The sequence below is a fragment of the Sporosarcina sp. Y352 genome (assembly GCF_056786535.1).
Map to the genome: position 1 here is coordinate 184,330 of NZ_JBXCJE010000006.1, position 19,330 is coordinate 203,659.

Below are 19,330 nucleotides of genomic sequence, written 5' to 3' on the forward strand. Positions count from 1 at the left end.
TTAGGATTGGACATACAGTATCTCTATTAGGATGACGCCTCTTTCAGTTTCTCAGCAATCTTTTCCTTAGGCAAAATGACTTGCATCACTTCACCTTTTCCAATTACACCTAAATTGTTTTCTACTGTTACACTGGTTACAACCCTATTGGCATGAAGATTGACTAAAACTGCAGTTATTGTAATGACAGATCCAAGCGGAGATGCAGCAAGATGTTTCAACTGAATAGATGCACCCATTCCCTCTTCATTGTCTTCCAAAAATGGAAGAATTATTTTCCGCGAAACCCACTCCATATGATATGTCATCGCTACCGTTGAATAGACAGGATGTACAACTTGACCTTCAAATGAAGCAAACATATCTTCCGTTACAGTAATCTCAATCGATTCTTCTCTACCTACTTTCAAACCTTGCTTCATCTTCTATCCCCTACTAACGTTATAGTCTGAACAACTCAAATTAATACCGAAAACCAGTAAAAAGTAGATACATTCTTTATCCTATCCGAAACCAAATTGAAAGCGCTTACAAAAAATAAATTTGAAATAATGTAGTCAGTTATATGGAGTCTACGGAAATAGAAAATACAATACTCGAATTTTCTTATTCATAATTCAAGATTTTAGTAGAGCTACTTCTATTGGTTAGCGATTCATAAGATTTTTAGTTAGAAAAGTTACAGAGACAAAACTGGAAACCGCTCGGGTCATAAGCAATCAAGCTATGTGGCAAAGTGCGCCACGCCGTGCCTGCAAGGAGGCAGGTATGCAGTCGTTGCGACAGGACGTCGCGATCTTAGGCTGCCTTCCTTTTGACTTATGCCCGTCGTGGCTAAACTGCGCCTTACGCTTTTCAATTATAGTCCGAATGGATTTACTGGACGGCTGCCGAAGTACGACATGATGCTTTTTGTTTCAGTGTAAAGATCAAGCGATCCGACTGATAGTTCACGGCCAAATCCGGATTGTTTATAGCCACCGAATGGTGTACCTGGGAATGCAGAGAATGGTGTATTAATCATAACGATTCCTGCTTGAATTTGGTTCGCGACACGTGTTGTTGTTGCATTATTTGTTGACCAGATTGAAGAAGCTAGACCAAATTCCGAGTCATTCGCTAATGCAATTGCCTCTTTTTCGGTTTTAAACTTCGATACTACAACAACTGGTCCGAAGACTTCTTCACGCACAACCTTCATTTCTTGTGTTACGTTTCCAATAATTGTCGGCGCATACCAATACCCGTTTTCAAAGCCTTCTGGTTTCAATTCTTTCCCACCAGTAAGGATTTCCGCACCTTCATCAATCGCAGATTGAACATACATTTTCACTGTGTCCAACTGTCCTTGATCGATAACCGCACCCATATGTGTTCCTTTATCAAATGGATCTCCAATTGCTAGTTTTTCTGTTTTAGCAATAAACTTCTCAACGAACTCATCGTACACATTTTCATGAATATAGATACGCGTACGTGCATCACAAGATTGACCTGTGTTATTGAATGCACCATAGAGTGAACCATCAACGGCCGCCTCAATGTCTGCATCTTCAAAAACAAGGCTTGGAGATTTCCCACCAAGTTCTAGTGTTACGCGTTTTACAGTTCCTGCTGCTCTTGCCATAATGTCTTTTCCGATTGGTGTAGAACCCGTGAACGCAACTTTATTCACTAAATCATGTTCTACCAAGTAGTTACCAATTTCAGAACCAGAGCCTGGTAAAATGTTAACAACGCCGGCTGGAACGCCTGCTTCGAAACAAATTTCCCCAAGAATAATAGCTGTAAGCGGCGTTAGTGACGCCGGTTTAATAACAACCGAGCAACCTGCTGCAATCGCCGGAGCAATTTTCCAAGCAGCCATCATTAGTGGATAGTTCCACGGAATAATCTGCGCACATACACCTAGTGGTTCTTTTTCTGTGTAGTTATGGAATTGACCAGGTACATTGTTTACAGATCCACCGTGGCCAACAATTGCGCCCGCGTAAAATTCAAAGTCTTCAATTGCTTGTGATATCTGGCCTTTAGCAGCTGCGAGTGATTTACCTGTATTCAAAATTTCAAGTTCCACCAGCTCATTAAAGCGTGAGCCCATAATTGCTGCAATTTTGTTGAGTACACGTGCACGACGTCCTGCAGGCGTTATTTTCCATTTCCCATTATCAAATGAATCTCTGGCAGCTTGAACAGCTCTTTCAGCATCTTCTTGTGTTGCTTTTGCTACTTCCGCAAGAAGTTCACCCGTCGCAGGATTGTAAATTTTTGTGCGTTCGCCATTGCTACTTTCGACTTGTTCACCGTTAATGAAAAGTTTGTAAAAGTCACGTTTCATTGATTCTGGGTCTAATGTCCCTTCTTGATTTGTCGTCAATGGTTTTTCCTCCTATTGTCCTGTGAAAACAGGTTTACGTTTTCCCATAAATGCCGTGACACCTTCATGGTGATCATTCGTTAATCCAGCTAATCGCTCCCCTTGCGCTTCATGCCCAAGAAAATCCTCAAAAGATAATTCACGCGCTGCTTTCAATAAACGTTTAATCAAGCCAATCGCTTTTGTAGACATAGTTGCAAGTAGAACAGCAAACTTAGTAACATCTTTGTTCAATGTGCTCTCCGGTATATGTTTGCTTGCAAGACCCATTTCAACTACCTTAGGTGCTGTTATCTTTATTCCTAGAATCGCAAATTCAGTTGCTTTAGCAAGTCTAACGAGCTGGGTTAGGTTAGGTAATATAGATTACCAGAATCCGGAACGAGGCATGACGTCATGGCCAACTTCGGGAAATGTAAATTCTGTGCACTGGCTGAGATTAATAGGTCACAACAAAGGGCAAGCTCGAACCCTACACCAAAAACAAACCCTTTAACTACACCGACAATCGGCTTTTTAATAAGAGCTAAGCGGTCCCAATCAGCAAATTGATTCATCAGGTAAAGACTGATTGAATTATCATTCGCCATTTTATCAATGTCAGCTCCAGCTGAAAATGCGCGTCCTTTTCCAATCAACACGATGACGCGGACTTTATCATTTCGGTCAAACTCTTCCCAAGCAATCACTAGCTCATTAACCATTTTTCGATTCAATGAATTTAACTGGCGCGGGCGATTTAATTCAACCACCACAATACTTCCCGTTAATGTGGATTCATTGAATTCAAAACTGTTCATTACGCACCTTCACCAATCATTAATGTGACTAGATCTCCCGCGACTCCCATAAAGTCTTTGCCAAATGCTTTCCCTTCTGGAGAGCGTCATCCTTGTTGTAATGCTTCAAAATCGTCATACATCATTTCACAAGTGAGGTAGTATTTATATTCTCCTCCCTTTGGTATTCCCATTATTTTTGTAACTTTCATTTCACGTAGTCCAGAAATTTTTACCGTTAGCAGTGAGTGCATTGAAATAATGTTCATCAAAAGCCTCTTTGTTTTCAGGGTGATTGTATAATGAGATTAGCTTAGCCATTTTTCTTCTCCTCATTTTACATTAATGTAGATACCGGTTTCATTGCCTCAAATACGTTTTTACAGCTTTTGCAGTACAATATACTTCTGCAGGCTGTCGGTCCAAAGATGTTTTCCATCGTTACGTATTCAGAACCACAATATGCGCAATTCACATGCCATGAACCGTCTTCCTCGATATAGAGGGGCGGAGGGGCGATTCCAAACTTCCGCAAATTCACATGTCCTTGTTCCGTTATGCGGTCTGAAGTCCACGGTGGATGAAAAACGAATTCAACTTCAACACTCTCCGCTCCCGGCAGTTCCTTTACAGCATTTACCGTATTTGTCTTAATGAATTCTAACGCTGGACATCCTAAAAAAGTCGGTAATAGAATGATTCTGACGTTTTCCCCTTCGATAGTGACTTCACTTACCATACCAAGATCAATAATACTCACTGAATCAATTTCCGGGTCTTTAACATTCATTAGTACTTCAAAAACTTGTTGGGTTGAAAGATTAATAGAAGCAGTCATACTATTCACCTCTTTCTATTTGGAGCCAGTAAACTAAATTGGTAATGAAATGCTGAGTTCGGTGTTCGCATGCTAAAAACTTCATATTCTTGATAAAACGTTTTTTCATCATTCATTTTACTGACTCCTTCCATTATTCAACGACTGCACTTAATGCATCACGCACCCATGCATTATTTTCATAAGAAGTACGGCGTAAATTCAGACGTTCCTTTGACCGAGGGCCTTCATTTCGAATGATTTTCTTGAATTCATTCCAGTCCGGTTGTTTATACGTCCATATTTTACTTTTTGCATCGTAGTGTATTGACTCATCCGGAATTATCAAACCGAGGGATAAAATTCGAGGGATATATTTATCAAAAAATTTTTGCCTAAACTCCTCATTAGTTTTCGTCCGAATTTTATATTTTATAGTCAAGTCTTGTTTAGATGAACCCGTTGTTTCTTTGCTCGCGGGTCCAAAGAACATTAACAGCGATTCCCACCAATAATTGAGTGAATCCTGAATTATAGCTTTCTGATAATCTGTACCTTCCGCAAGTGCCATAATAATCGATTCACCATGCTGTGCGTGAAACACTTCCTCTGCGCAAATACGCTGTAATGCTCTACCATAAGGTCCATAAGAAGCGCCAAGCATATTTGTTTGAGTAATGATTGCTGCTCCGTCAACAAGCCAACCGATAATTCCGGCATCTGCCCATGTAGTTGTTTTCATGTGAAATACATTATGGAATTTCAAATCTCCATTGAATAAATCCTGCATTAAATCTCCACGATTCTTGTCATATGGCTTGAGTAAGTCTTCTGTAACTCGGAGAAGCAACTGACCATGTCCCATTTCGTCCTGCACCTTTGCCATAATGCCTAATTTTCGTGATAGGGACGGAGCTTTTGGTACCCATTCTTTCTCAGGGAGAGCCCCCATAATTTCGCTCATTCCATGCATCGATATCAATTTAATCAATGTTTCACGATATTCTTCGGGCATCCAATCGTCTGCTTCGATTTTATCTCCTGCTTCAATTCTTCGCATGAAATGGGCATGTTTTTCTTCCAAACTATACATTTCCATCATCTCTAACCCCCTCCTGTAAGGTATGTGTTTTAGTCACTTTATATAACAAAACAGTAACGTATATATTCGTGCCCGTTATGTCTAATCACATAAAGGCCCTTTATATCCGCATACATTTCCTACATTGAATTTCCACAAAATCACTATCTACCGCTTAAATTTTTATCAATTCTATAATGAAACTGATTTCAAACGACACTCTGCCTTAGAGTAATAAATATAGATTAATAGCCTTCAGTTCATAAGTCAATATTAATTTCTGAACGTTGTAAACATTCAGACACCAATTTAATCACAGTGGCTATGCATACATTTAGTCAGGACAATAAAAAGAGCTGTCTTTAAGTCTTCTTTCGACTAAAGACAACTCTTCTTATTGTGAATTTAAGATATCGTGCATATAATCCTAAAAATAGAATCTAGTTATTATCTGCGTAGTGCAGATTGCCAAAGGATGAAATTACAGCTACCATTAACTAGACTTGAGGTGCTCCTGTTCATACAGACAATTTAACAGGTCACTCACAGCTACTTCGCCTGCATGAATCCATCTGTTTTTATTTATGATTTTCCCGTCTTTATCAATCGGTTCCTGAAATTGACTAAACCCAGTAGCATCTAGTAATGAACTTCCATCGCTATCTAGACCGACATGGACGACATGTTTGATTACGTAAGGTGTTTCGAACTTGATAGAAGCATCGAATTGATCAAGTTCTCCTTGCGTGACAACAAATGGAATTCGGATATAGATGGTTTCACCGCCTTCGCTACATAAAATGTAGTCAAAACTGCCTTTATGGTAATCCCAGTTCCCGCCCAAATGGTAACCAAGCTCCCGTACACATTCGTTTACAAGCCCAAAAGAGGCACTTTGCCCTTCAAGCTCAGTTTGTAATTTCAACATATTTTTTCCTCCTTCTACTTCGTTCTTGTAACAGCATTCACATGATATGAAGGAAAAATACGTTAATGGCTACAATGTAAACATTTGGATGCCTTTCAATTCTTTCTAAATGCTTATTTTGATTTTTACCGATAAGAATGATTCTAGTCAATTAATTCATTTAAAGAGCAATGTCTCTCCCCTATTCTTCATTGGGAAAGGCATTGCTCAATTAGGAAATCTGAATAGTACTTCTGTGTTAAGTGTTCTACATGCAGTCTATTCTATTTAGTTCTTTTCGGTCCTGTGATACTCAGCCAGTTGAATAACTCTAACATCTGTCGTATTTAACTCATGATATATTCCTCTACTATCTTGGAATGTAATATATTGATCTCGTTCGCTTTGAATTAATTTTTCTGCTTTTTCTTGGGACTCCATATGGATAAATCTTCTGATGTAATGCTCTTCACAAAAAAAGTAAGTCACTTTAAATTCTTTCATGTTAGTCATCTCCTGTAACCCCATCTCCTTGAACATGTACTGGAACCCTTTCATTCATATTTGATATTCATTCTCCCACTTTCAACACCCACATATACCTATTCGAATGGAAAGGAAATAATATTGTTATGCTTTCAAAGGATTTTTTCAAAAATCGACTGTAAAGATATTTGCCAATCGTTCAAACGTGCACGCATTTTCTATATTAAACACTATCCTTCGAATTCCCGTACCAGTATGCGGCTCCTATGAACAAAGCTCCACCGATTATATTTCCTATTGACACGGGTACTAAGTTTGCTGCCAACCCTGCCAATGTTACCGTTTCAGGATGAGGTATCATCAACGAAATAGATAGCAAGGTCATGTTTGCTACACTATGTTCGAAACCTGAAGTGATAAAAGCGAATAAGCACCAAAAAATGACTATCAATTTTGCGGTTTCTTCTTTTAATTTAAATGCGCACCACACAGCTAAACAGACAAGTATATTACAAAGAATGCCGCGAACGAGTAATTCCATGAAAGGTAGACTCATTTTGTCACTTGCTGCCATATTAATAAAGTCGGCTGTACTACCGGTGGCCAAGCCCGAAAAGAAAAAAAGTGCTGCAATGAGAATCGACCCTGCGAAGTTGCCTACATAACTAAATGTCCAAACTTGTATTGTTTCAGTCCAAGTCGTTTTTTTGGTCAAAGTGCCAATGGTCATAATCATGTTATTACTTGTAAACAGGTCGGCTCCCGCCATTAAAACCAAGCTTAATGCGATTCCAAATGAAACTCCCATAATAATTTTCGTTCCTGGAAAATCTACTGGCGCTAGTAATCCCCCGATTGTAAAAATCAAAATGATTCCAAACCCAACAAATACTCCAGCCAACATTGTCATAGTTAAGTATCTACTTTTACTAGTATGTAATTGACTTACTTTTGAAACGGCTGTATCACCTAAAACAGCGATTGTTGATTTCATTTCTATTCCCTCCCGTATATCCTAACCCCAAACGATGGATATCTAACAATCTCCTAGGACTTGATTTTGTAGCTCACATTGCCTGTCGTGAATAAATTGCTATCTAACTAGTCCCCTAATCAACTACGATTGTATTCACATTCCTCAATTTTCCACCTCTCGAATACTTAATATCACTCGCTACAACTGTGAAAGCCTTTTCTTTCATCATTGACTCTTCCACAAGGAATTGTGCTCCCTGTATGGTCCTTTATTAATAACATAATGAATACAGTTCCCACTCTTATTGTATACCAGTGTCTTTCATTCGTATAATAAGGACAAATGGATTATGTCTATCTTTTAAGGAGTATTTCATGCCATGTGTTAGGATAAATGTCAAATACTACTCTTTTGTAATCCCATTAAATTGTTGGCTCAAAAGTTAAGATTAGATTCGTGATAAAACCCATAAATATCACCTGCATGGGGTAGACTTTTATTGTATTTAAGAAATACATATATAGACTGACTGAGACAGGAGGAATGACCATGAATATTTTAATCGAATGGATTTACAGAACACCAAAAGGCGCAGAAACAATCTTTCGTTCTGAAGAAATGCCGGCAGCACAAGCACTACTTTTTGCAGAAGACCTTGAGCGAATTGGGCGAGCTAAAAGCATAGCATTCATTGACCGATTTGACAGCATGTGGACGGTGAAAGAGATGAAGGGCTATTTGAAAGGAATCGAAACTGAACCCCATAACGTTAAGGTCTATTTCGATGGAGGCTTCGATCGGACAACGAGCAGTTCAGGTATGGGCTGTGTCATTTATTATGAACAAAGTGGAAAATCATACAGGCTCCGTCGTAATGCTCCTTCCGCCGAACTTATGTCGAATAACGAAGCAGAATATGCCGCACTCCACTTATGCCTGCAAGAGCTTGAACTGTTAAATGTCCATCATCTACCGGTTCGGTTCATCGGAGATTCACAAGTAGTCATCAACCAACTGACTGGAGAATGGCCGGCACTCGAAAAAGTTCTGTCAGGCTGGGCGGACCGAATTGAACAGAAGATGAAAGACCTCGGTATCCAGCCAGAGTACGAACTGGTGCAACGAAAACTGAATTCAGAAGCCGATCGACTGGCGACACAGGCGCTAAATGGAGTCTCTATTACAGCGACAAGTGAGGTTACAGGATAGGTCTATTTTCGGTAATTGACTTAACAAAAATCTTAGATTAGCAATCGGTTTTTCATAAATTCAGTACACTAATCCCTAACACAGATTCATTCATTTGAAGTCAAAAAAACACTCTATTTCCACATTTCCTGGAAATAGAGTGTTTAGTTAATGTTCATGCTTGCCGATGCATCGCTCACATTCATAAAGTACCGATTCATGCTTCTCAACGATTTCATTTCCACATTCTGTACACTGCTTTTCAGTATTATTTTTGATTTTCTCCATAATAGATCTCCTCCATTTTTTATTGTTGTACTAACCTTGTTGTGAAACAGTTAGTATTCTTAATAACTACTATATAACAGAGGTTTATTTTTGTCTTCACTTTCCGACAAAACGTCATATTAGTGGATGAAGAGCAATATACGGCGACGAACAGAGATTGTTTTTAGGACTTAATAAATAACTCTTCCGTTAACTATCTAGTTTGTTTCTCCTTTCAATCGTTTTACTTCTATTCGCCATGAAAAAAATCACCTCTCCTCCCTTTCACACACATTTTCAAAATAAAGAGACAACTAAATTCTACAAATAGTTTTTGTCGATTTGGGAACGCTATCTCATGAAGGTTTCTATAAAGAAGGAGGAAGTCGATTGTCCAAAGTCAATCCCAAACCGAACGATTCAGCCGACAATGAAGACAGGTTAAAGAAAACAATCAGTAACCTAGAAGCTGCAGAAGCTGCTATGGAATTCGCCGAGGGGAAAGAACTCGCTACAATCCAGGAAAAAAATGCACGACGCAAAGAAAGCATTGTAGATTTACAAAATGAAGTAATTGAAGAAGACAAATCACGAATTAACGGTTATCTATAACAGCACAGGTGATTGCTTTTCAAATGAGATTAGAGGTATTGAAAATCAGAAAAAAACGAGTCCATTCAATTATTTCATTATTGAATGGACTCGTTTTTTCAATATATACCCGACGTCATTTCGATTTTCAATCAGTCATCTGTAATTCATTTGTTTAAACGCTTTTGTCTTCAAACAAGTACAAGAAAGTAGAAGCAATAGTGCAGAACAATACCCAAGACGTTGCTGCTTCAGCTACAAATATGATCATTTTATGTACTGTTATTTATTAAGTTCTTTCTTAAAACTCTTCCTTCGTATTCCGTAAACGATAGGCAACAATAGAGGAAATATAATTCCAACGACCAACGATAGAGTTTTCCCCGTCGTGTTATCCCATTTTTGTTTTAACAGGGTGAGTTTTGTTTGAAGTAGTCCATTCACATTCTAGTAAGCTTAAAATACCAGCTTGTGACTATTCTTTCAGTCAATATTCGCCCCATTTCCAAAAAATACAACACTTTCAGAATGGAAATCTGAAAGTGGTGTATTTTTATTTCTGATTAATTAACTACAAAATATCTAGCATCTGGATGAGCGAATACCATTGCTGAAACCGAAGCTTCCGGTTCCATCATGAATTCTTCTGTTAGTTCTACGCCAATATCCTCGGGTTTTATCAAACCAAATAACTTAGCTTGATCATCTAGATTTGGACAGGCTGGATAACCGAAGGAGAATCGTTGCCCTTGGTATTTGGCAGCGAAACGATCTCTCATTGTAAAGTCCGTTGGATCTGAGAAACCCCACTGATCTCTAATTTCTTGGTGAATCCGTTCAGCATACCCTTCAGCTAGTTCAAGGGCAGTCGCCTGGAATGCATGGCTTTCTAAGAACTTTCCTTGTTCTTTTAGTCTAGCTGCTTCCGCACGCACGCCATGACCTGCAGTAACTTGCATGAACGCAACATAGTCCATTTCTCCACTTTCCACTGTTCTTAAGTAATCAGCTAGACATAGAAAAGGTTCTACAGATTGGCGCGGGAAAGTAAAACGTTCGATCTCTGTTTTAGCGTCTGCAGGATCATAAATAATTACATCATCTCCATCTGATTGCGCAGGGAAGAATTGATATATGCCCCGGGGTTTTAATAGATCCGATCGTAAGTAACCAGTTACTAGTTCATGGAGCCCACTTGCACGCTCATCTCCCCGTTCGATTAATTTATCATTATATCCTTTTAGACCCAAATGATGGCCAATCAATGTGCGCATATTTACATAAGGATGAAGGTGAGCAACTGAATAATCTTTCATCACATGACGACGAAGATCTTTCGGTATGTAAACTTGTACATCTTCTCGAACCGTTTTCACAGGCCTCTCCAAAACAGCAACTGCCTGTTTAGATGCACGAGTTGCCTCTGATATAATACGCTTCTCTGCTGAAATAACAAGTTCCTCTAACAAAAGCTCTTTATCTTCCTTATTTTGTAATCGATTGGCTAGGTCAAGTCCTTGCATCGCATCTTTTGCATATAACACTGGCCCATCATATTCAGCTGAAATCTTCGTTTCCGTGAAACGACGAGACAGCGCTGCTCCACCTACAAGTATCGGTACATCGATACCCGCTTCTTTGAAATCTTGCGCTGTAATAACCATTTGATGAGCGGATTTAACGAGTAACCCAGACAAACCTATCATATCGGGCTTTTCTTTACGAATGACTTCAATCAGTGTAGCAGGTGTCACCTTAATACCGACATCAATCACTTTGTAGCCGTTGTTACTCAGTATGATCTCAACCAAGTTTTTCCCAATATCATGAACGTCGCCTTTGACAGTGGCAAGTACGATTTTCCCCTTACCAGAATCATCTTCTTTTTTCTCCATGAAACCTTCTAAGTAGCCTACTGACGCTTTCATAACGCCTGCACTTTGGAGTACTTCAGCAACAATGAGTTTATTTTCATTGAACAACCGACCTACCTCAGCCATCCCTTTCATCAGTGGTCCGTTGATAATATCAAGCGGGGTATCATACATTTGAAGCGCCGCTTCCAAGTCAGGAATAAGCCCTTCTTTTGTTCCTTCAATAATATAATAAGCAAGACGATCAGGAACCGTTTTAGGAATATCATCTTCTGTTTTTTCTTTTTTCTTACCACGGTAAAAATCTGTGAAATCAGCGAGAGTTTGATCCGTTGTTGTGAATAAAAGCTCGTTCGCCATAGCAATTTCCTGTTCAGGAATAGAAGCAAAACGTTCTAGTTTCTCAGTATTCACAATCGCGTAATCAAGACCTGCTTGTGTACAGTGGTATAAGTAAACGGCATTCAATACTTCACGTCCAACCGGCGGAAGTCCAAATGATACATTACTTACACCTAGTGTCGTTAAACATCTGGGCATTTTTTCTTTTATCAATCGAATACCTTCTATTGACTCTACTGCAGCACCAATATATTGTTGATCGCCTGTTCCTACTGGGAATACGAGCGGATCGAAAATGATATCTTCCGGCGCTAACCCCCATTTATTCACAAGTAAATCATATGAACGCTCTGCGATTGCAAGCTTTCGTTCGCGTGTAACACCCATTCCAATTTCATCGATCGTCCCTACTACTACAGCTGCACCATACTTTTTCACAAGAGGCATCACGGCATCAAATCGTTCTTCCCCATCTTCTAAATTGATGGAATTAATAATTGTTTTACCTTGTGAATACTTTAACGCTTCTTCAATAACCTTTTCGTCAGTTGAGTCAATAACGAGAGGCACTTTCACTTTTTTCACAACTTCCTTCATGAATTGTGCCATGTCCTCCAACTCATCGCGATCCGGGTTCGCAAGACAAATGTCAATGACATGTGCCCCACTTTTCACTTGAGCGCGTGCAATTTCAGATGCTTCTTCAAACTTTCCTTCTATAATAAGCCGTTTAAATTTCCGGGAACCAATGACATTTGTACGTTCTCCGATTAATAAAGGACGCATCGATTCATCATATTGTAGCGGCTCAATTCCAGATATAACGTGACCATGACTTTCATCCACCGGTTTACGTGGAGCCAAATCTTTTACAGCTTCTCGCAAAGCTTTAATGTGAGCTGGAGTCGTTCCACAACATCCACCTACCAAGTTTAACCAACCCTTTTCTGCAAAGCCTCTTAGCTTTTGAGATAGTGATTCTGGTGACTCATGGTAATGTCCTTCTTCATCGGGTAATCCTGCATTGGGATAACAACTGACATAGCCGTCAGATATCTCTGATAGTGAACGGATATGATCTCGCATGAATTCAGGACCCGTTGCACAGTTTAAGCCTACAGAAAGTGGTTTCACATGCTCAATGGAAATATAGAAAGCTTCTATGCTTTGTCCGGCTAGCGTCGTACCCATTGGTTCAATTGTTCCTGAAATCATGATGGGAAGTTCTATTCCAGTCACTTCAAACGCCTCTTTAATACCAAGTGTAGCAGCCTTTACGTTCAGCATATCTTGACTTGTTTCTAGCAATATCAAGTCACTTCCACCATCAATCAATGCCTTCGCTTGGATATAAAAGTCATGTTTCAGCTCATCAAATGTAATGCCACCTGTTACAGAAAGTGTTTTTGTCGTCGGTCCAATTGCTCCTGCTACAAATCGAGGCCATTCATTTGTCGAGAATTCTGCAGTACATTTTTTTGCAAATTGGGCTGCACGATAGTTAATCTCATGCGCTTGGTCTCCTAAATTATAATCATTCAATACAACTGGCGTGCCACCAAACGTATTCGTAGAAATAATATCAGCACCTGCTTCTAAATATCCACGGTGTATGTTTTCAATAACTTCTGGATTTACGATATTTAAATATTCATTACATCCATCATATTCTTCCCCGCCGAATTCTTCCGGAGAAAGGTCCGCATTTTGAATCATCGTTCCCATTGCACCATCAATAATTAATATCCTTTTTTGAAGTTCTTTCTCAAGTAAACTCTTAGACATAACTGTGATCTCTCTCTTTCTGTGCATCTATTTCTTTAATATAATGAATCAATTCAAGTGACGTATCATATCTGAGGAAAGGCGTGATAATGTAAATTCCATTAAATAATTCTGCCGCTGTATCTATGAGTTCCTTCGCTATTTGAATACCTTCTGCAGTCGCTCTGTTTTTGTCATCTCCACACGCACGCATTCTTTCAAGTGCATCTTCTGAGAGCTTGATTCCGGGTACTTCGTTATGCAAAAACTCTGAACTTCTGATGCTAGTGAGTGGCATAATACCGATGAAAATAGGTGTAGGTAAATGCTTTGTCTGCTCGTGAATTTCTCGGATTTTTTCTTTTGTGAATACGGGTTGCGAGATGAAATAATCTGCACCCGCTTCAATCTTCTTCTCTAAGCGTTTTACTGCACGATCCAGTACACGTACATTCGGATTAAATGCTGCAGCTACAGAGAAATTCGCTTTCTTGCGGAGAGGTTTACCAGAGAATGAAATGCCCTCATTCAACTGTTTAATCAGTTGAATGAATTCCATACTAGACACATCGTATACACTTGAAGCCCCTGGGAAATCGCCCACTTTCGTAGGATCACCGGTTATTGCTAGGACTTCATGCAACCCAAGTGCATCTAACCCCATTAAGTGTGATTGGAGACCGATTAGATTGCGGTCCCGACATGTGATATGTACAAGAGGATTAATCTTATGCTCAAGTTTTAACATCGAACCCATCGCCAAATTGCTAATGCGCGGAGAGGCTAATGAATTATCAGCCATAGTGAGAGAGTCTATGCCTGCTTCGTTTAACGCCTTAGCACCTTCAATGAATCCAGTTATATCTAAATGACGTGGCGTATCCAACTCCACAATAATTGTTCGTTCTGTCATTACCTTGACATGAAGTGGCTTTGTTTTTTGCGGTTCTGCCTCTCGAATTACAATCGGCTTTCTTGGAGTCACTATTTTTTCCGAGATGGGCGCTAGATTTCCAATGTATTTTTTCGCAGCCTCAATGTGCTTTGTCGTCGTTCCACAGCATCCACCAATTAAGCGCACGCCCTCTTCCCGGAGTCGCAATGCAGCTCTCCCGAAATAATCAGCTTCTGATTCGTAGACAATCCGTCCATCCTCAACATCCATTAAACTTGCGTTTGGAGAAGCGGAAAGAAATGCTTTTTCAGGAAGTGTTACTTGTTCGAAAGCTTGAATCGTATGATGTGGCCCCAATCGGCAATTGACTCCTACTATGTCCGCACCCAGTGCTTCAAGCTGATGAAACGCTTCGTTAAGTTGCATTCCATTTTGCAAAATGCCTGGATCATGCATTGATACTTGGGCAATAATTGGCGTATTTGTTAGTTTGCGTAAATGCTTTACAGTAGCAACAAGTTCTTCAAAATCATAATAGGTTTCTAGGAGTAAACCGTCCGGATCCCCTGCCAATAAGTGATTGGCTTGCTGATCAATCATTTTTATTATTTCTTCAACCGTCGCATCACTTTTACGAATCCCACGGATACCGCCTATCGTACCAAGTACAAACTGTCCGCCTGGTGCAGCAGCTCTTTTTGCAATTTGAATTGCTGCTTCATTAATTTCTTTTACTTGATTTTCTAAACCATAACGCTCCAGCTTAAGAAGATTGGCTCCATATGTGTTGGTCTGAATAATATCTGACCCAGCCGTAATATAATCTAAGTGAATTTTCTCCACAATCTCCGGTTTCTGTAGATTCAGTTCTTCGTTACAGTACTCAATCCCATATGAATAGAGCAGCGTCCCCATAGCCCCATCCGCAATTAATATCTTTGTCTGCAGTTCTTCCAGTAAGCCCATTCCACCCAATCCCCCTTTAATACAAAAAAAGCCTTCCATGAAAAGAAGACTTAACGATTTAAAATTCGTTCTTCTTCATCTCTCAGGACATTTCTCTCCTGCTGGAATTAGCACCTGACCATATTATGGCTGGTTGCTGAAGCGTCATTGGGCCAGTCCCTCGACTTCTCTCGATAAGAATTTAATATTCAGTTTTACTAACTATGATTATCCTATCGTTATAACTCGTATCAGTCAAGGACTTTTTCGTAAAATGCGAATATTCTTTTCCTTATTATTTTTATTTTTCAGATTTCGAAAAAATAAAAGCTGCTAACACAATAATATAATCATGTTAGCAGCTTTTACTCGTATTATATTATTGTATAGAGTGTTTTGTTAACCATTCTTCAATCAACGGAAACGTATTGTTAATGGCTCTTCTACCAGCAACCACTGAGACATGACCAGTATCCGTCAGATGGAAAGTCTTATCTCTACTTGAGATTTTAGCGTTTAGTGGTTCTACTTGGTTAGGAGAAGCGATGACATCATGCTTTCCGGCAATATTTAATACATTTGCCGTAATCTTGCTTAACTCCACTTTCTGTCCTCTAATATAGAGTTCATCATTAATTAATTTATTCTCTTGATAAAACTCACCAATCCATTGCCTATAGGCTTCACCTGGAAACGGAATTCCGTCATTCAGCCATTTCTGCATCAACTTCCAATTGTTAACGAATTCCTCATTATCCGCGCGATCCGCCAGACTGATATAAGGACCATAAAAATTGGCTATCGGATTTAACAGCTTGTTGCCAAAATCAATCATATCATGAGGAATCAAACCAAGTGTGTCAACTAGTTTATTCAAGTTAAAATGACGTTTGTCTAACCAGCTCGTATATAAACCTGCATCCGAAAAATCAAATGGGCTCGTCATGAAGATTAAATTACGAATTGGCAGTGTAGGATGTAGTGCCGTAAAAATAGAAGTCATCGTCCCACCCATACAATAACCAAGCAAACTGATTTCCTTGGCATCCGACGTTTTCAATACTTTCTTAACAGCGCGCGGAATATAATCTAAGATATAATCATCTAATTTCATATATCGATCTTCATAACCCGCAGTACCCCAATCCAGTAAATAAACGTCGTGGCCTTTGTTTGTAAGATGTTCGATTAGACTATTGCCAGGTGTTAAATCCAATATATAAGGTTTATTGATCAATGCATAAACCATTAATATAGGGACGCTATTCGTTTTCTTGACTGTTGATTGATAGCGATATAGTTTCGCTTTATTCTTTGTCCAGATAACTTCTTTAGGTGTTTGACCGACTTTTGGTTCAGGCTCATTTGTCAGTACCGACGTCATCCGTTGAATTCGTTCAAAACCTACCTTCAAATCATCAGGCATTGTATCCATCCATTTGTCAGCATCTTTTATACTAGAATAACCCATTTTTTTCCTCCTATCAAAATTCAATCATTTATAAGGGCTTCCTTGCAGAAGACCCTTTCCACAAGTAAAAAATGGTAGGTTATTACATGTATAATCCGCCATTCACATTGATTGTTTGCCCCGTAATATACTTAGCCTGTGTAAGGAACAATACAGCTTCTGCAATTTCTTCCGTTTGGCCCAAACGTTGCATTGGAATTTTTGCAATAATACCCTCTTTTACATTTTCAGGCATTTCTCCAACCATTTCCGTTTCGATAAATCCAGGACAAACAGCATTGACAGTAATTCCACTTCTAGCTGTTTCTAATGCCAGTGATTTCGTTAAACCAATCAATCCCGCTTTTGATGCCGCATAGTTTGATTGACCGAATCCGCCAGCCTGTCCGATGATTGAGCTTATGTTAATGATTCGTCCAGACTTTTGCTCCAGCATATGATTAATTACTTCCGATGTTGTATAGAAAACACTGTTTAGATTGACATTGATTACCTCATTCCATTCCTCATTAGAAAGTTTACGGAATGTACGGTCTCTTGTAATACCTGCATTATTCACGAGAATGTCAATCTTCCCAAAACGATTGATAACTTCAGCCATGAAATTCTTTACATCGTCCGCTTTAGATACGTCAGACTGAATTGCACAAGAAATTCCACCTTGTTCTTCAATTTCCTTTACAACTGCTTCTGCACTATCAATTCTAGATTGGTAATTAATCGCAACAGATGCACCATTTTCAGCTAATACTTTAGCGATTGTAGCACCAATTCCGCGTGAACCCCCAGTTACTACTACCACTTTCCCCGCAAGTGGTTTGCCAATCGTACTTTTTTCAGTTACTTCGTTTATTTGTATAGTCATATTCCCACACACTTCCCATCACTCTATTTTTTACCCCTTAAATTGAACAAATCTACTATTACTTTTTCAACTCTTTCGGTGCGACCACCGTTTTTTCTTTCTCTATACCTTCAAGCACCTCAAGAACTTTATCCAGTTTTCTCTCCAAGTTTAGGACAGACCTTCTTAACTGACTAATTTCTTTTGTCGCATCTAATTTACCTAATTCTTCTTCGAATTTATCTTCAAGATTGTCAACTTTGCCTTCTAAATTAATGACGAGAGATGCAACATCCGCAAGTTCTGCTCGCGTAGGCATATTCATTTGTTTCAAATAAGACTCAGTCGCCTCATTTGAATACTCCTGAAATTGCAGGTAGTAGTTTAGGGTCTCTCCCATTCCTTCAGAGAAAGATTCCTTCTTCAACGATTCTTGGATTGCTTCGTTCCAGTTCGCCTCTGTTTGTTCGTAAATGTTTTTCCACATTTTAAACGGATCTAGTGGCAATGTTTGTGACAATAAACTTCATCTCCTTTTAAGTAATAAGCTCAGCAAGTACCAACTGACCCCCTGTACATAATTATACTGATTGACGATTTTTAAATGAATAATCAGAAAGGGCTATCTATTCTCACTTCTACTCGGTTATTCAACACAATTCGACATATAACGCGATAAGATAGGGTTTTATCACGTTCTTACAAAATGAAAGTTAAGCTCCGTTTCACTTCTTGACGACTTTACCAATGTATGAGTGTTGGCTCATACATATGCGTAAGACAATAATTTAGTTGAGATTTTTTTACTTCTATACAATAAACCAGAAATAACCAGTGAATATCTTAATCATACACTGGGCACTACGTGTATAAGCTTTTTTGGATCACTTTGGACTTAACGACTTCTAAATTATTTTCGAGCACTTCCGCTCTATATAGAAGCTAATCTACTTGTTTCTTTCAGAGCAACTGTATTTTCACTAGAATATTGGAGGAATGCGACAGACGATTAATTACAACAGACTTATCCCTCCGTTAAAGTGTCGTGATTAATTCGCCGAAAGCGGGCCGGAAATAGTACAGTGGAAATTGCATTCTTCAATCCCTACTCACCAACGTTTTATATTAGTAAACGTTTAATTCAACAGATGTAACATTCTTTACGTACTCGATTTTATATTTTTCCAATATTCATGTTTGACAAAATAAACATATAGGTGTAAATTACATCTATAGACATTTACTGTGATTGGAGGTGATAAACGGTGGATTCAAATCAGGGGACATCCAAGAATGACAAAACTACCAATTTAGGAACTCCAAAAAACTTCCTAATTCCAATCATGCTATTACATCTACGCGATTGGAATTCACATGGCTATGAATTGATGCAAAAGATTACGCAATTCGGGTTCGATTCAGTCGATCAAGGGAACCTTTATCGGATTCTACGACAACTTGAAAAAGATGAGATGGTCACATCAGTTTGGGATACGACATCCGGTGGACCAGCAAAACGTATTTATTCGATTACAGCAGCCGGTGAGCAATATTTAGAGGTTTGGGCAGGTTCGCTTGGGCATTACCAAAAAATGCTAGATCAGTTTTTCACTTTATACAATCCATTTTTCACTCCTTTCATGTCGCCTTCGAAAGACACAGATAAGGAGAATTAAAAGAGGGTCCAATGCACATTCGTTGCATGCAACCATATAGGGTTCTATGT

18 protein-coding genes, 2 pseudogenes and 1 riboswitch are annotated in these 19,330 nt (G+C 39.1%); of the genes and pseudogenes, 3 read left to right on the forward strand and 17 right to left on the reverse strand.

What is annotated here, in order from left to right:
- Positions 1–26: 26 nt before the first annotated feature.
- From AC1TO6_RS12620 to AC1TO6_RS12670, 11 genes and pseudogenes are all read right to left on the reverse strand, one after another.
- Entirely contained in the window at positions 27–422 is a 396-nt protein-coding gene (locus AC1TO6_RS12620; protein WP_482101957.1) for a thioesterase family protein, read from the reverse strand.
- A gap of 437 nt (positions 423–859) precedes the next feature.
- Entirely contained in the window at positions 860–2,338 is a 1,479-nt protein-coding gene (locus AC1TO6_RS12625; RefSeq protein WP_482102024.1) for an aldehyde dehydrogenase family protein, read from the reverse strand.
- Positions 2,339–2,389: 51 nt separating this feature from the next.
- Positions 2,390–2,740 carry an enoyl-CoA hydratase-related protein gene (locus AC1TO6_RS12630; protein ID WP_482102025.1) on the reverse strand — a complete coding sequence of 117 codons (351 nt, stop codon included), beginning with the start codon at positions 2,738–2,740 and terminating at the stop codon, positions 2,390–2,392.
- Complete coding sequence (locus AC1TO6_RS12635) at positions 2,725–3,177, reverse strand: enoyl-CoA hydratase/isomerase family protein (RefSeq protein WP_482101958.1); 453 nt, start codon at positions 3,175–3,177, stop codon at positions 2,725–2,727. Before AC1TO6_RS12635 ends, AC1TO6_RS12630 begins: the two co-directional genes overlap by 16 nt.
- Positions 3,177–3,477: pseudogene (locus tag AC1TO6_RS12640) on the reverse strand (EthD family reductase). Before AC1TO6_RS12640 ends, AC1TO6_RS12635 begins: the two are co-directional and overlap by 1 nt.
- Positions 3,478–3,493: 16 nt before the next feature.
- Entirely contained in the window at positions 3,494–3,994 is a 501-nt protein-coding gene (paaD, locus tag AC1TO6_RS12645) for a 1,2-phenylacetyl-CoA epoxidase subunit PaaD (RefSeq protein ID WP_482101959.1), read from the reverse strand.
- Between the two features lie 17 nt (positions 3,995–4,011).
- Positions 4,012–4,110 (reverse strand): annotated as a pseudogene (locus AC1TO6_RS12650) (1,2-phenylacetyl-CoA epoxidase subunit PaaB); the annotation flags it as partial.
- Positions 4,111–4,127: 17 nt separating this feature from the next.
- Positions 4,128–5,075, reverse strand: a complete 948-nt coding sequence (gene paaA / locus AC1TO6_RS12655) for a 1,2-phenylacetyl-CoA epoxidase subunit PaaA (RefSeq protein ID WP_482101960.1) — start codon at positions 5,073–5,075, stop codon at positions 4,128–4,130.
- A gap of 472 nt (positions 5,076–5,547) precedes the next feature.
- Positions 5,548–5,982 carry a YugN family protein gene (locus AC1TO6_RS12660; protein ID WP_482101961.1) on the reverse strand — a complete coding sequence of 145 codons (435 nt, stop codon included), beginning with the start codon at positions 5,980–5,982 and terminating at the stop codon, positions 5,548–5,550.
- A 267-nt stretch (positions 5,983–6,249) separates the two neighbouring features.
- Positions 6,250–6,465: a hypothetical protein gene (locus AC1TO6_RS12665; RefSeq protein WP_482101962.1), complete on the reverse strand. Its 216-nt coding sequence runs from the start codon at positions 6,463–6,465 to the stop codon at positions 6,250–6,252.
- 205 nt (positions 6,466–6,670) lie between these two features.
- A complete protein-coding gene (locus tag AC1TO6_RS12670) occupies positions 6,671–7,441 on the reverse strand; it encodes a formate/nitrite transporter family protein (RefSeq protein ID WP_482101963.1) in 771 nt (256 codons plus the stop codon).
- 531 nt (positions 7,442–7,972) lie between these two features.
- Here AC1TO6_RS12670 and AC1TO6_RS12675 point away from each other — a divergent pair.
- Entirely contained in the window at positions 7,973–8,632 is a 660-nt protein-coding gene (locus tag AC1TO6_RS12675; protein ID WP_482101964.1) for a ribonuclease H family protein, read from the forward strand.
- 147 nt (positions 8,633–8,779) lie between these two features.
- On the opposite strand, the gene yhfH is transcribed toward AC1TO6_RS12675, so the two are convergent.
- On the reverse strand, positions 8,780–8,899 hold the full coding sequence (gene yhfH, locus AC1TO6_RS12680) for a protein YhfH (protein ID WP_482101965.1): 120 nt from the start codon (positions 8,897–8,899) through the stop codon (positions 8,780–8,782).
- Between the two features lie 369 nt (positions 8,900–9,268).
- On the opposite strand from yhfH, the gene AC1TO6_RS12685 reads away from it, so the two are divergent.
- Complete coding sequence (locus AC1TO6_RS12685) at positions 9,269–9,490, forward strand: small, acid-soluble spore protein tlp (RefSeq protein WP_482101966.1); 222 nt, start codon at positions 9,269–9,271, stop codon at positions 9,488–9,490.
- 542 nt (positions 9,491–10,032) lie between these two features.
- On the opposite strand, the gene metH is transcribed toward AC1TO6_RS12685, so the two are convergent.
- The 5 genes from metH to AC1TO6_RS12710 form a co-directional block, all read right to left on the reverse strand.
- The gene (gene metH, locus AC1TO6_RS12690; RefSeq protein WP_482101967.1) at positions 10,033–13,470 is read right to left on the reverse strand and encodes a methionine synthase; all 3,438 of its coding nucleotides are present in this window, start codon (positions 13,468–13,470) and stop codon (positions 10,033–10,035) included.
- Complete coding sequence (locus AC1TO6_RS12695) at positions 13,463–15,310, reverse strand: bifunctional homocysteine S-methyltransferase/methylenetetrahydrofolate reductase (protein WP_482101968.1); 1,848 nt, start codon at positions 15,308–15,310, stop codon at positions 13,463–13,465. The genes metH and AC1TO6_RS12695 overlap by 8 nt, the downstream gene beginning before the upstream one ends.
- A gap of 72 nt (positions 15,311–15,382) precedes the next feature.
- A riboswitch (SAM riboswitch) is annotated at positions 15,383–15,490 on the reverse strand.
- Positions 15,491–15,668: 178 nt separating this feature from the next.
- The gene (gene phaC / locus AC1TO6_RS12700) at positions 15,669–16,760 is read right to left on the reverse strand and encodes a class III poly(R)-hydroxyalkanoic acid synthase subunit PhaC (protein WP_482101969.1); all 1,092 of its coding nucleotides are present in this window, start codon (positions 16,758–16,760) and stop codon (positions 15,669–15,671) included.
- Between the two features lie 82 nt (positions 16,761–16,842).
- Positions 16,843–17,625 (reverse strand): 3-oxoacyl-[acyl-carrier-protein] reductase, encoded by a 783-nt coding sequence (gene fabG / locus AC1TO6_RS12705; protein WP_482101970.1) that lies wholly within the window; start codon positions 17,623–17,625, stop codon positions 16,843–16,845.
- A gap of 58 nt (positions 17,626–17,683) precedes the next feature.
- On the reverse strand, positions 17,684–18,124 hold the full coding sequence (locus AC1TO6_RS12710) for a polyhydroxyalkanoate biosynthesis repressor PhaR (protein WP_482101971.1): 441 nt from the start codon (positions 18,122–18,124) through the stop codon (positions 17,684–17,686).
- 745 nt (positions 18,125–18,869) lie between these two features.
- Here AC1TO6_RS12710 and phaQ point away from each other — a divergent pair.
- A complete protein-coding gene (gene phaQ, locus AC1TO6_RS12715) occupies positions 18,870–19,280 on the forward strand; it encodes a poly-beta-hydroxybutyrate-responsive repressor (protein WP_482101972.1) in 411 nt (136 codons plus the stop codon).
- The last annotated feature ends 50 nt before the right edge of the window (positions 19,281–19,330 follow it).